11 protein-coding genes are annotated in these 13,949 nt (G+C 51.7%); 6 read left to right on the top strand and 5 right to left on the bottom strand.

Going from position 1 to position 13,949, the window contains the following annotated elements; all coding sequences use genetic code 11:
• Positions 1-174: 174 nt before the first annotated feature.
• From celB to IX31_RS07710, 3 genes are all read right to left on the bottom strand, one after another.
• A complete protein-coding gene (celB, locus tag IX31_RS07720) occupies positions 175-1,533 on the bottom strand; it encodes a PTS cellobiose transporter subunit IIC (protein ID WP_034457245.1) in 1,359 nt (452 codons plus the stop codon).
• Between the two features lie 73 nt (positions 1,534-1,606).
• Positions 1,607-2,908 carry a 6-phospho-beta-glucosidase gene (locus tag IX31_RS07715; RefSeq protein ID WP_034456814.1) on the bottom strand — a complete coding sequence of 434 codons (1,302 nt, stop codon included), beginning with the start codon at positions 2,906-2,908 and terminating at the stop codon, positions 1,607-1,609.
• Positions 2,909-2,925: 17 nt separating this feature from the next.
• Positions 2,926-3,231 carry a PTS sugar transporter subunit IIB gene (locus tag IX31_RS07710; protein ID WP_034456812.1) on the bottom strand — a complete coding sequence of 102 codons (306 nt, stop codon included), beginning with the start codon at positions 3,229-3,231 and terminating at the stop codon, positions 2,926-2,928.
• 272 nt (positions 3,232-3,503) lie between these two features.
• Between IX31_RS07710 and IX31_RS07705 the strand changes: the two genes are divergently transcribed.
• A complete protein-coding gene (locus IX31_RS07705; protein ID WP_051880592.1) occupies positions 3,504-4,589 on the top strand; it encodes a MurR/RpiR family transcriptional regulator in 1,086 nt (361 codons plus the stop codon).
• 845 nt (positions 4,590-5,434) lie between these two features.
• On the opposite strand, the gene IX31_RS07700 is transcribed toward IX31_RS07705, so the two are convergent.
• Complete coding sequence (locus IX31_RS07700; protein WP_034456810.1) at positions 5,435-6,655, bottom strand: amino acid deaminase; 1,221 nt, start codon at positions 6,653-6,655, stop codon at positions 5,435-5,437.
• 202 nt (positions 6,656-6,857) lie between these two features.
• Here IX31_RS07700 and IX31_RS07695 point away from each other — a divergent pair, with 202 nt between their 5' ends.
• The 5 genes from IX31_RS07695 to IX31_RS07675 all read left to right on the top strand — a co-directional run bounded on the left by IX31_RS07695 (position 6,858) and on the right by IX31_RS07675 (position 11,770).
• The gene (locus tag IX31_RS07695) at positions 6,858-8,288 is read left to right on the top strand and encodes an N-acyl-D-amino-acid deacylase family protein (protein ID WP_034456808.1); all 1,431 of its coding nucleotides are present in this window, start codon (positions 6,858-6,860) and stop codon (positions 8,286-8,288) included.
• An 18-nt stretch (positions 8,289-8,306) separates the two neighbouring features.
• Positions 8,307-8,702 carry a RidA family protein gene (locus tag IX31_RS07690; protein ID WP_034456806.1) on the top strand — a complete coding sequence of 132 codons (396 nt, stop codon included), beginning with the start codon at positions 8,307-8,309 and terminating at the stop codon, positions 8,700-8,702.
• Positions 8,703-8,848: 146 nt separating this feature from the next.
• Positions 8,849-10,339 carry a sodium:solute symporter family protein gene (locus tag IX31_RS07685; RefSeq protein WP_034456804.1) on the top strand — a complete coding sequence of 497 codons (1,491 nt, stop codon included), beginning with the start codon at positions 8,849-8,851 and terminating at the stop codon, positions 10,337-10,339.
• The gene (locus IX31_RS07680) at positions 10,336-11,190 is read left to right on the top strand and encodes a 2-dehydro-3-deoxygalactonokinase (RefSeq protein WP_034456802.1); all 855 of its coding nucleotides are present in this window, start codon (positions 10,336-10,338) and stop codon (positions 11,188-11,190) included. The genes IX31_RS07685 and IX31_RS07680 overlap by 4 nt, the downstream gene beginning before the upstream one ends.
• Positions 11,177-11,770 (top strand): 2-dehydro-3-deoxy-6-phosphogalactonate aldolase, encoded by a 594-nt coding sequence (locus IX31_RS07675; RefSeq protein WP_034456800.1) that lies wholly within the window; start codon positions 11,177-11,179, stop codon positions 11,768-11,770. The genes IX31_RS07680 and IX31_RS07675 overlap by 14 nt, the downstream gene beginning before the upstream one ends.
• Positions 11,771-12,579: 809 nt before the next feature.
• Here the strand turns inward: IX31_RS07675 and IX31_RS07670 are convergent.
• On the bottom strand, positions 12,580-13,443 hold the full coding sequence (locus IX31_RS07670; RefSeq protein ID WP_034456798.1) for a MurR/RpiR family transcriptional regulator: 864 nt from the start codon (positions 13,441-13,443) through the stop codon (positions 12,580-12,582).
• Positions 13,444-13,949: the final 506 nt, after the last annotated feature.

Genomic DNA, 13,949 nt, shown 5'->3' with positions numbered 1-13,949 from the left:
ACTTTTAGACTATGGCTCACAACTGTATTTCTCGCCAACTTTGGCAAGTAAAAATTTTGTTCAAAAAGAGATGCATAAGAGATTGTTCAGTATTGAAAAGTATGATTGTTGCTAACCTTATCTGAGAAAATCAGATGCAGGGTGGATGGGATGCCATCCACCTTTTCGCCGGTTCTACAACGTTATTTGTTCTGTTACGGGTGCTACTGAAGCTTCTTTTTGCGATTTACTGGCCTGTTCTTCGCGATATTTCAGGTTATCCCAGATACGGAAGAACGGGTAATACATCACCAGCGAAATCCCGAGGTTGACGATTTGTAGCACGGAACCTGAAATATGCCCGCCGGTTGCCAGGTATCCACTGACCACGATCGGTGTAGTGAACGGTAAGGCAATACCCGCAGGTTTGGCGACAAGCCCGGTGGTCATTGCTATATAAGAAACAATCACTAATACAACAGGAGTAAGAATAAACGGCACGACCAGATACGGGTTCATCACAATGGGAATGCCAAATACCATCGGTTCGCTGATATTAAACAGGCTGCCGGGGGCGGCGATTTTACCCAATTGTTTCATCTGCGCGCTGCGACTGCGGATAAGCATAAATATCACCAGTCCGAGCAGGGCACCTGTGCCGCCAGGGGCAATCCACAAGTCATAAAATTGTTGGGTGATAATATGAGGAATAGGCAAACCGTTCTGGAAGGCTTCGAGGTTCTCCGACATATTGCTTAACCATACCGGGCGGATAAACACCAGTACGATAGTGTCGCCATGCAGGCCCAGCATCCACAGAATACCAATCAGCAGCACCGAGATAATCATACCCGGCAGTGAACCGCCGACATGACTCATAGGGATGCCCACCAGTTCGGTAATCATCGTATTGATGTCGCCAAATGGTGTTGCTTCAACCAACAGGCGCAGCGCCAGCACTACCGCTAAAACGCAGAAGCCTGGGATCAACGCAAGGAAGGATTTGGCTACCGCTGGCGGCACGCCTTCCGGCATACGGATAACCAGATTACGGTTGTTGATAAAGCGGTAAATTTCGGTTGAAAGCAGTGCGATAAGAATGGCGACGAACAACCCCTGACTGCCAATTTGCCCCATCGGCATTACGCCTTTCACTAACTGTGCAGCACCGCCTGTAGCAGGTGTAAACATGATGTGCTGCGGAATAGTCATGATAAACGCAACCAGAGACACAGCTCCGGCAGTCAACGGGTCGATAGTGCGGTACTTTTCTGCCAGGCGATAAGCGATACCAAAGGCGGAGATAATCGCCATGATGTCGTAGGTCGCTTTAACCGGATAGAGCACTTTTTCCTGCCAGGTTGGGCCGAAAAAGTCACTCATCATTTGGGCATAACCCGGTATCGGTAGATAAGCAAAAATAAGGAAGAACGAGCCAATCAACATAAATGGCATGTTCAGAATGATACCGTCACGCACAGACAGCACATGCTTTTGCCCGGCAATTTTTAGCGCGGTTGGCAGTACATATTTTTCGATAATAGATTTGTTTATAGACACAGACACCCCCTGCCCGGATACGGATCTGCCGATCCGGGTATTATTATTGCTTTGGTGAATTGCTTATTTATTTGCCGAACTGCGGCAACCACGCTTTGTTGATACTTAACACTTCATCGACCAGTGCAGACGCCAGATTGACATCAGCCACCAGCGGGTTTGCGACCAGCGCGAGTAACGCTTTTTGCTTATCGCCATGAACCGCGGCTTCAATGGTCAAACGTTCAAAATCTTTAACTTGCTGAGTCAGGCCGTTCATCAGCGGTGGCAATTTCCCAAATGCCAGCGGATGTGCGCCCAGGGCGTCAATCAGGCAGTTGGTTTCAATCACCGCGTCGTCCGGTAACCCCTGAATTGCACCGCTGTTGGCAGTATTCACCACCATTTCAATACCGAGATTATTATGTAAGGCGTTAATCAATTGCACCGCGACCTCGGAGTAGAACGAGCCGCCACGCTGGCTGAGTTCTTCCGGTTTTTTATCGAGGTTTGGATCGGCATAGAGTTTAAATAGTGACTCTTCCACCTTCATAACTAGCTCGGCACGAGTGCCTTTAGTGGCGGCATCCGAGAGTTCATCTTCCAGCATGGTGCGCGTTTGCCAGAAGTAACGGTGGTAAGGGCAGGGAATGGCGCCTAACGCGCGCAGCAAATCCGCAGGCCATGGAATCGCTTTAATGTTGTTCATCGAAAGCTGCTCGCCATCGCACAACATTTCGATTACCTCATGGGTGGCATCATGACCGTTTGCCAGAACTTTATGCACCCAGACCATGTGGTTCAGCCCGGCAAAATGCAGTTTTACTGCGTCGTGAGGTAATTTCAGCATGTCGGCAATCATATGGTGCATAGTCACCGGTACATTACACAGGCCGATGATTTTTGCTTTGCTATAGCGTGATACCGCTTCTGTGACGATGCCTGCTGGGTTAGTGAAGTTGATAATCCACGCATCCGGGGCGAGGCGCTCCACACGGTGGGCAATATCGAGCATCACTGGAATGGTACGCAACGCTTTCGCAAAACCGCCAACCCCAGTCGTTTCCTGACCGAGAAGCTTGTGGCTTAAACCCAGGCGTTCATCAGCTGCGCGGGCTGGCAGTTGCCCCACGCGCAACTGTGTTAAGACAAAACTGGAACCTTTGATGGCTTCGTCGGCATCAAAGTGTACTGATACCTTAACGGACTCCAGCCCATTTCTGTCGAGCATGCGACGGGCGAGGGCGGCAATAATATCGACTTTCTGGCGGCCCGCTTCTACATCCACCAATGCCAATTCCGCCATTGGCAGTGAAGCATGGCGTTCAATCAATCCTTCAATCAATTCCGGGGTATAACTGCTTCCCCCGCCAATAACGGTAATTTTCATGTTGTTCTCCGCCTGTCTTAGGCCATTAGGGCGAGGGCTTTATCCAGCACGCGATCGCCGCGCATGGTGCCGTAATCCATCATATCTATCACCGCGACAGGTTTCCCCAGCGGTGTGGAAAGCTCAGTCAGGCGCTGTAATTCGTACTGTACTTGTGGGCCAAGCAATACCACGTCGGCATGGCGCAACTGGCCTTCAATTTCGGATACCGGGATGGCGTCTATTTCGATTTCAAGAGAACGCTTCGTCGCTTCGTTACGCATTTTCTGAACCAGCATGCTGGTGGACATCCCGGCAGCACAGCACAACATGATTTTTTTCATTACAACTTTCCCCTCATTTGAAAACATATTTCATACATTAGCTGTTTTAATTAGCATGTATGAAAATTATTTTCATGAGTGTGATCCTTGTTGGATTATTTCCCGATGGCACTCAGAGCGGATGAATATGTGATCTCCATAGAAAAATGGATATATATGGTGAGCGTTGCAGAGAATAATGTGTACGTGAATGAGATGGATTGAAAAATAATTTCAAACATTTATGATGTTTTTAACGAGCAGTTAATGCCGATATTAGGACGCCTCCTGTTATGGATATTGTTTACCAACTGGTACACGGGTTATCTGGCCTGCCTGCACAAGAATCTCGTCTGGCACGCTTTTTCCTTGATAACTTCGCGCAAATACCTGAAGCAACGATGGAAGAGTTAGCGGCAAAGGCAGGGGTGAGCCCTGCCACGTTGCAGCACTTTGCGCGCAGCATTGGCTGTAACGATATCAATGATTTTATCGGCCAGGTGCGCCATCAACAGCAGGAGAACAATCTGCAAGTCCCTGCCGCCCCTATGTTGGGCGATGCGGCGTGGGTCGATCCGGGGGCACTGAAAGCGCTGGCACTTAACGCCGGTATCGGCAGCGAAATACTCGAGAGGTTTTCGCACTCAATAGGCCGTGAAAATAACGGGGATATTCTCGGCCAGATCCGCAACCGCCTGAATGACTTCAGCCAGCAAGAATCTCGCGTGGCGCAGACCATACTTGATGATGTCTCTTTTGCCGCATCTGCCACCATCGACCAGCTTGCGACGGCTGCGGGGGTTAGCCCGGCAACCATTACCCGATTTGCCCGAGCAGCAGGGTGTGACGATATCCGTGATTTGCGCATGAAACTGGCGCAAGCCAGCACACCGGTCGCCGGTGGCGATATGGCTCTGCCATGGCGTGAAAAACTGAACGGGCTGCAAAATGCACTAAATTCGCAGTTATGCGAACTACAACCCGCAGTTATAAATCAGGCAGTTAATCGTTTGAAGCAGGCAAAAGCGGTGCATATTTTCAGCGCCAGTGCGGCAGATACACCTTTTGCAAGCCTGCTGCAATATCGCCTGCTGACTCAGGGTTATCCGGCCAATATTTGTCAGGACCCAGCGCTGATGAGTATTACTGCATCGATGCTCGGTGCCGGACAAGTGCTGGTGATTTTCGCAGGCTCTGCACCGGAAAATGCACTGATTGCGGCGGCGCATCAGGCGCGTCGGCTGGGTGCTGAAATCATTTTCATTGGCCGGGATAGCGGCTCATTTATTCACCGCGACGATATTCTTTTGCCGCTAACAGAAGTGCGCTACGGTTCGTTGTTAGTTATTGATTTGCTTTGCGAAGGGATTGATGGTTGAGGTTTTGGGGTGGCTGAGATGCCCCCGCCCAAACTCCTCCTTGCCAGGGTGAGATCTGTAAGGTGCGGAGGTTTTCCGTTCACCCGTGCGTTCAGCTTTTCCATGTGATTACAACTAACGGTGAACGTATCAAGGGGATTACGCCATCCCCTTGATAATCCCGGCGCCCGGCAAATAAATCGCCGCTAAAGCGGTAAACCCCAGTTTTTCCCCAACATTCAGGGTCGTTCGCGATTCGTTCCCGACGATCGCTCTCTCACGTGGTTCCCGACCACGTGACCCTGACTGAAGGGGAAAAACTGGGGCGATTTAAGCCGGGAACAAGGGCGTGGCTGCACGTTCTGGGAATAATGTTACCTTTGGTTTTGCTGAAGAATCTAAAGCGATACCTTGCACAAGTAATAATGCTGAGTGGAAGCGAGGGTGTTGGGTCCGGCTTAAATCGCCTCCATTTTCCCTCATTTTTAGGGTCGAGCCGTCGGGAACGGCGAGAGGTTGTGATCGTCGGACAAAAATGTCTGGAACATTTTTGAACAATGCTTGCGTTGGCCACGAAGTGGTTCGTCACAGGGACGTGACGAATCAACGAATCGCAACCGACCCTAAAAATGAGGGAAAATGGAGGTTTACCGCTTGCGGCGATTTGCTTGCCGGGAGTCGGGGTTCTTAGGGGAGTGACGGTGAACTCCCCTAAGACGTTCACCGGTTCGGTAGCTGCATAAATCACATATCGCCTGGTGAACGGAAACTTCACGGTACTGACAGAGTGAATACTCACTGCACTGAACTCAAAGAGGTGACTAAGAGACATCCCCTGGAAAGGGGAGGGATGGCCCTGACCCGTTCTAAAACGCCGTCTCTAATGTTTCCAGCACGTTGTACTCATCGTCAATCAAATACAGCGCTTTCCATTTGTCGAACGTCAGGCAAGGATGGGAAGTGCTGAACACCAGAATATCCCCCACCTGCACATCTGCTCCGGGTTTAAGTTTCAGCATGGCATGCTGATCCATGATGCCGGTGGTTTCGATGGTATTAGCCAAAAGTTCCAGCGGTTTGCCTGCCCGATAATGCGCAACAGGTTGTGGCAAACCTGCATCAAAAGCGCTGTCACGTTTGCCACAATTCACAATAGCGCGGTCGCTTTCTGGCACCGATTGCACCATCGCAACCAGCTCCAGAGCCGAGACTAAATCCCCGCCAAGATCACAGGCGACTTTATCGCGTGCCATAAGCTCGTCCTGCGCTTCCTGATAAATCCCTGCATCGTGCGTGATGTAACAACCCGGGCGGATAACAATGCGGCAGTTTGCCGGTTTTTGCTCGGCCAGCCAGACATTACACACCACGTCATACCAGACAGAACCGGCACCCGTGAGGATAAATTCCCCATCAACGTATTGCTCAAGCGTGCAGGCCAGTACCGCGGCGTCGCGCAGTAAGGCTTCCACTTTTGGCTGTGGGTTTTCGCCGTGCAGCACGCCTTCATACAGTTCCAGACCACGTAAGCGCAGACCCGGGAGTGTAGATATTTCCTCGGCCAGGGTTTGTGCCTGTTCAGTCGTGCGACAACCACAGCGCCCACCTGGCACACCCAGCTCAATCAAAATATCAAGCTGCTGGTTATTCGCGCTAAAGAAAGCAGAAAGCGCTTTTGCGTTGGCAAGACTGTCAACGCAGCACAGATAATCAACATCCGGGTACTGTGTTTTTAGCTGTGAAACCAGCTGCATATTCGCTTTGCCAACCAGTTGGTTAACCATCAATACGCGTTTGATACCGCTGACCATCGCAATACTTGCTTGCCAGGCACTGCCAACACCTATCGCCCAGGCTCCTGCTTGTTGCTGCTGCTGGAAAATCCACGGCGTCATGGTGGTTTTCCCGTGGGGGGCCAGGGAGACACCGCGCGTATCGGCATAGCGCTGCATCCACTGGATATTGTTCTCCAGTGCATCTTTTTTGATAACGGCTGCGGGTAAACAAATATCTTCGTTGAGGATATTGGCAGGGGTAAACATCAGGGCTGATTTGTGTGGAACGAGGTTACTGTTCTGGTATTTCATAACATTATTCCTTTGGTTTTATCTTTTGCATCACGATGGATATCATATTTAATTTAATGAAAAATAAGGTTTTTATTTGTTATTTTGATATTTTATGAATAAAAGTATCACAAATTCATATGCGTTTTGCGTAGTCTTCCACTGTTTTTTACGCTTGTAAATGGTTAACTTTAGTCCAGCACATAACGGGGGTAAGGATGAGATGAAGTTCGACTATCTGTTCAGGAATGTCACAGTCATTGATGGTAGCGGCGGCCCGGAATACCGCGCTGATGTTGCCGTGCAGGGTGATCGCATTGCACAAATCGCACCGGCAATTAGCGGCTCGGCACAGCATGAAATTGATGGCGCAGGCCGTGTACTGGCCCCAGGTTTTATTGACGTTCATACCCACGATGACATCAACGTTATCCGTATGCCGGAATATTTGCCGAAAATAAGCCAGGGCATCACCACGGTGATTGTCGGCAACTGCGGCATCAGCGCGGCGACGGCGACCATGAAAGGCAGTGTGCCAGATCCGATGAATTTGCTCGGTGAAGTGGAGCACTTTATTTACCCAACGGTTGCTGCTTACGCGCAGGCTGTAGAGCAGGCTAAACCTGCGATCAACGTCGGCACGCTGATTGGCCACACGGCGTTGCGTAACAATCATATGGACGACTTGTACCGCGCGGCCACTGGGGAAGAAATCGCCGGAATGCGCGAACAGCTTCGACTGGCGTTGCAGCAAGGCGGGCTGGGGTTAAGCACCGGCCTTGCCTATGGCAGCGCGTTCCAGTCCACCACCGAGGAGGTGATGGCATTGGCGGAAGAACTGGCGGCGGGGAAAGGTATTTACACCACCCATTTACGCTCTGAGTTTGAACCGATTCTGGAAGCGCTTGATGAGGCGTTTCGCATTGGTCGCCACGGCAAAGTGCCGGTTGTGGTTTCGCACCATAAATGTGCCGGAGCAAAAAACTGGGGCCGCACCGTCGAAACCCTGAAATTGTTCGACAAAGTGCGCGAACAGCAGGATGTTTCCTGCGACTGCTATCCGTATTCCGCCAGTTCCTCGACGCTGGATATGAAACAAATTACCGAAGATTTCGACATCATTATTACCTGGTCGGAACCGCACCCTGAAGTTGCCGGGCAATCGTTGAAACAAATTGCGCAAAGCTGGTCGCTGTCGCTTCAGGAGGCAGGGAAATTGCTGATGCCCGCTGGCGCGATTTACTACAACATGGACGAGCAGGACGTGCGGCGCGTGTTGAGTTACCCGGTGACGATGGTCGGTTCCGACGGTTTGCCGAACGACCCGATGCCGCATCCCCGCCTGTGGGGCGCATTCCCACGCGTGCTGGGGCACTATAGCCGCGACGAGAAATTATTCCCGCTCACGGTTGCGGTTCACAAGATGACGGGCATGTCAGCGGCACGTTTCCAGCTCCCCAGCCGCGGCCTGGTGAAATGTGGCTACTATGCTGATCTGGTGATGTTCGACCCGCAAACCGTGCGCGACGTGGCAAGCTTTAGCGATCCTCAGCAGCCCGCCGCCGGTATTGAAGCCGTGATGGTTAACGGCGTAATGAGTTATGGTCGTGATAAGAAAGTGATTGGGCGTGCCGGACGTTTTCTACGTCGGTAAACAAATTAAGGAGCAACAATGAGCATTAAACGTTATGGAGTAGGTGGCAGCACCGGTACGGGCGGGCAGCGTCTGCCGTTTGCTAAAGCGGTGGAAGCGGGTGGCTGGCTGTACGTTTCCGGGCAAACTCCGATGAAAGACGGTGAAGTGGTCGAGGGCGGCATTATCGAGCAGTCCCGCCTGGCGATTCAGAACTGCGTGGATATTATGGAAAGCGCGGGTTACACCCTGGAAGACGTGGTGCATGTGAAGGTTTTCCTGACCGATGCGCGTTATTTCCAGTCGTTTAACAAAGTGTTCAGCGAGTTTTTTGCCGACCATCCGCCCGCTCGCGTGTGCTGCGTGGCTGACCTGGTGGTCGATTGCAAAGTGGAAGTGGATTTGACCTGTTATAACGCCGATCGCGCGAAATAATCTGACTTAGGGTGGATGGTGCCTGCGCATCCACCCTACAAAATAACTATTACGACATAACTCCGGTACGCCAAGAACGTGCCAACGGGTTTTCTGCGCCCTTTTTTCAGAAAGCCAATGTAACTTAATTAATCTGGAAGTAAGCCATGAATAATTATTCTTTCCTTATTTGGTTTGGAATTTATGCCTGCGCGATGATAACGCTGGGTTGGTATGTTTCGCGTAACCAGAAGAATGGCGACGACTTTTTATTAGGTGGCCGTTCATTACCGATGATCCTCACACTCGGTTCGACCGTGGGCACCATGGTCGGAACCGGCTCAAGCGTGGGTGCCGTGGGTTTTGGCTACACCAACGGCTGGGCGGGAATGCTTTATGGTCTTGGCGGTGCAGTGGGTATTTTGTTGGTGGCCTGGTTATTTGCGCCCGTGCGTAAAATGCGCTTTATGACCATGAGCGAAGAAATATCTTATTACACCGGCGGCAGTAAAATTATTAAGAACGTGGTCGCGATATTAATATTCATCGCTTCCATTGGCTGGCTGGGTGCTCATATTTTAGGGGGCGGTTTATATCTTGCCTGGGCCAGTGGCATCAATATTAATACGGCGAAAATTATTATTGCTGCAGCCTTTATCGTTTACGTGGGCATTGGCGGTTATTCTGCCGTGGTCTGGATTGATACTGTTCAATCGTTAATTCTGTTTATCGGCTTTATTTTAATGGCGGGGCTGGCGGTTCACCACGTTGGCGGCTGGAGCCACATTCAGCAAACGGTTGATCCGGCAGCACTTAGCCTGTTTGCGGTAGATAAACTCGGCATTTTGCCTGCTTGCTCTCTGGCGATAGTAATTGGCGTCGGCGTAATGGCGACACCGTCTTACCGCCAGCGTATTTACTCTGCAAAATCAGTAGGTACAGTGCGTAAATCCTTCGTGATTACCGGCCTGCTGTATCTGGGCTTCTCCTTCCTGCCTGCGATTATCGGCATGGCGGCGTACACCATGAATCCGGCGCTGGAAAACAGCGGCTTTGCGTTCCTCTTTGCAACTCAGGTTCTGCCGCCGGTACTGGCGATGGCGGTGCTGATTGCCGGGATGTCGGCCAATATGTCTTCGGGTAGTTCCGATGCTATCGCCGCAGTTTCCATCATGCTGCGCGATCTTTACACGCTGGTCACCGGCCATATGCCTGCACCTGAAAAAGCGATTCGTATGTCGCGTATTTTCCTCGTGCTGGTGATTGGCCTGGCGCTGCTGTTCGCGCTGACTTCCAACGACATCATCAGTTACATCACCAAAATGATCTCGATGATCATGTCCGGGATGTTTATCTGTTCGATATTGGGCCGCTTCTGGAATCGCTTTAACTGGCAGGGTGCATTGGCTGCGCTGATTGGCGGAGCGGGTACCTCGATGGTGATGCTGGCGAATGATAGCTGGATGAGTGTTTGGGGAAATCCGGTTGTGCCTTCGGTGCTGGCGAGCCTGGGCTTTGCAGTTGTGGTTACTCTGGTGACACCAGCCAGCAAAATGAGCCGTGAAGAAGCGCTGGAAATGATTACCCGCGAACGTGAAAGCCAACCGGATGCCGTACCGGTGCCGCTGGGTAAACGCGCTACGGGGAGCGCACGATGAGCGAGAATTATATCGCCATCGACTGGGGCTCCACGCACCTGCGCGCCTGGCTCTATCGCAACGGGCAGTGTGTAGACAGCCTGCAACTGTCTTATGGCGTCAGCCGCCTGGTTGAGCAAACCGCTCGCGAAGTATTTGATAAATATATTGAGCCGTGGCGCAAACGCGAAGCACTACCCGTGGTAATGGCGGGAATTATTGGTAGTGATGCGGGCTGGCAGACCGTGCCGTATCTGGCGTGCCCGGTGTCGTTGCATGAACTGAGTGCGCAACTCTATGAAGTCGCCCCGCTGGTGTGGATTGTGCCAGGTTTGCACACTTCACGAAACGTTATGCGCGGCGAAGAAACGCAGTTGCTGGGCGCGATGCAATTGGCTCCAGCATCCTGCTACGTTCTGCCGGGCACGCACAGCAAATGGGTGTGGGTCGCGAACGGTGCGGTGAGCGATTTTTCCACGGCGATGACCGGCGAACTGCACCACGTGCTGATGAGCCACTCGCTGATTGGCAAAGGGCTGCCGGAACAAAGTGAAGATCCGGCAGCGTTCCAGGCTGGCCTGCAATACGGGCTGGATTCCCCCTCGCTCGTCACCCGGCTTTTTGAAGCGCGTGCGTTGCGAGTGCTGGGTGAACTAGCGCCGGAATCCGTTAGTGAATGGCTTTCTGGCCTGCTGATTGGCGCGGAAGTCGCGGCAATGGATGCAGTCGACAATGTGACGCTGGTGGGCGGTGAATCGCTTTGCCGCCGCTATCGGCAGGTATTTGAAAAGGCTGGCGTCACGGTCAGTGAAATTGCGGGCGATACCGCATTCCAACAAGGGATAAGGAGCATTCTCGATGCAAGACGCTAAACCGTTAGTTGCCATTTTGCGCGGCATTCAGCCTTTTGAGGCCGGCAGCCATGTAGCGGCGTTGATTGAAGAGGGGTTCCGCTACATTGAGATCCCGCTGAACTCGCCGGACTGGCAGCAAAGTATCCCACAAATGGTGAGTCGCTACGGCGAGCAGGCATGTATTGGCGCGGGAACGGTGCTGAACGTCGGGCAAGTCGATTTTCTGGCGCAGGCGGGTGCAAAACTGGTGGTTACGCCGAATACCAATCCAGCCGTAATTCGCCGGGCTGTTGACGCGGGAATGCTGGTTTGCGCCGGTTGCGCCACAGCAAGCGAAGCCTTTACTGCCCTGGAGGCCGGTGCGCAGTGGTTGAAGATTTTCCCATCATCGGCATTTGGGCCAGCCTATATTTCCGCGCTGAAAGCAGTATTGCCACCTAGCGTGCCGGTACTGGCTGTAGGTGGTGTGACGCCGGAAAACCTGCACGAATATCGGCAAGCAGGTTGCGCTGGTGCAGGGTTGGGCAGTGATTTGTACCGCGCGGGGCAGAGTGTGGAAACCACGCGCGTTCAGGCTCGGCGATTTATGGCGGTTTGAAGGCTGGGATGCTCTCATCCTAACTCTCTCCCAGGGAGCGGTCTCTTATGCATATCCTGCTCTGGTAATCTTTCAGGGGGAGATCTGTTATCGCGGAGGTTTTCCGTTCACCCGTGCGTTCGGCTTTTCCATGTGATTACAACTAACGGTGAACGTATCAAGGGGATTACGCCATCCCCTTGATAATCCCGGCGCCCGACAAATAAATCGCCGCTAAAGCGGTAAACCCCAGTTTTTCCCCAACATTCAGGGTCGTTCGCGATTCGTTCCTGACGATCGCTCTCTCACGTGGTTCCCGACCACGTGACCCTGACTGAAGGGGAAAAACTGGGGCGATTTAAGCCGGGAACAAGGGCGTGGGTGCACGTTCTGGGAATAATGTCACCTTTGGTTTTGCTGCAAAATCTGAAGCGATACCGTGTGTAAGAAGTCATGCTGAGTGGAAGCGAGGGTGTTGGGTCCGGCTTAAATCGCCTCCATTTTCCCTCATTTTTAGGGTCGAGCCGTCGGGAACGGCGAGAGGTTGTGATCGTCGGGAACGAATCGCAACCGACCCTAAAAATGAGGGAAAATGGAGGTTTACCGCTTGCGGCGATTTATTGCCGGGAGTCGGGGTTCTTAGGGGAGTGACGGTGAACTCCCCTAAGACGTTCACCGGTTCGGTAGCTGCATAAAACACAGAACGCCTGGTGAACGGAACCCTCACGGTACTGGCAGAGTGAATACTCACTGCACTGAACTCAAAGAGGTGACTAAGAGACATCCCCCTGAAGAGGGGACTGATAGGTATTATCCTGTAGGGCGCACACCTAATCCCCCAACGGCTGCCGATCCACGCCGCCGCGGTGGCTGTCCAGCGCCAGCTTTATGCGGCGCAGGCGGTCTTTGGCCTGGTTTTTATTCGCCATTGCAAGCTCCGTTGCTAACACATCCACCATCGCTAACATCGCGTAGCGGGAAGTGCTCGGCTTAAAGATGTAGTCATTTTCACGCACGATCAGCGGCAGCACGATATCCGCATTTTCTGCCAGCGGCGAATCTTGCGGCGTGATGGCGATAACTTTTGCGCCGTACTGCCGGGCAATAGCTGCGCTTTCAATGATTTCCGGTGTGTAGCCGCCCAGCGAAAGCGCAAGCACCACATCGTTGGGCGCAACAGAAGAACACATCATTCTTACCAGCAGACCATCGCTCTGGCTGACCACCGGAAGACCAAGCCGGAAAAGACGGAACTGCACCTCCTGCGCACAAATCGTCGAGCCGCCACCCATTCCGATAGCCAGAATCTGGCGTGTGTCGCTCAATAATCCCACCGCTTTTTTCAGCGATTCTGGGTTCAGCGCCCGGCGGTTAATATCCAGAACATTAATGATAGTTTCGTAGATACCCTGCACACCTTCGAGGTCAGGCACATCCAGAATAAAGCGTTGCCCTACCGCCAGCGACTGGGCAAGTTTCACTTTTAGCTCGCGGACATCTTTGCAGCCAATTGCGCGTGCAAAACGGGTGATCGACGCCTGGCTGGTATCGGTAAGCCGCGCCATTTCTGAAATCGACAAGGTGGTCGCTGATTGCACATCATCAAGAATAAATTGTGCAATACGCTTTTCTGTCGTGGTCAGCTCCACAAAACGATCGGTGATACAGGAAATAATATCGATGGAAACAGACATGACGCATCCGAAGAAAATGGTTAAAAATTGTTGGTACTTTGTACCACAAAAATCATTTGTTGTGGGATTAGCCTGAGTTCAACTGAGGTTAAGGGGGACTGTGTTTATCCTCACCCCGAGGCAAGAGTATTATCTTGCCGTTGTTAGATTAATGCTGGCTGGCTACTGTTTCTGTGAAAATAGTTTGCAGGCTAACAGTGGCGTTTTTTAGATATGAACTCGTATTATTAATGGCTTGCAATTAATTATTAGCGGTTCGCTATCTTGATATCGCAATTATTCACATTAAGTTAAATAGTCTTTGTTAAAAATAAACAAAAAACCATTTTGTTGTGTGCTAATAAGACTGGTTTAATACTTAGGTATCCCCCGAAGCAATTACTCTGTAGAAGAAATATCACCCGCAATGATGTTGGGGGGATGTCTTTTCGTTCGTTTCTGGTGATGCTTTCATTGGTGAGTGAGGTGTCGCAATCGCTATTGTGAAATTTTCAATTGCACATATG

It is taken from the genome of Buttiauxella noackiae (assembly GCF_000737905.1).
In the GTDB taxonomy this organism is placed as follows: Bacteria; Pseudomonadota; Gammaproteobacteria; order Enterobacterales; family Enterobacteriaceae; genus Buttiauxella; species Buttiauxella noackiae.
Note: the sequence above shows the minus strand (reverse complement) of the source record. Positions and strands in the feature narration are given on the sequence as shown.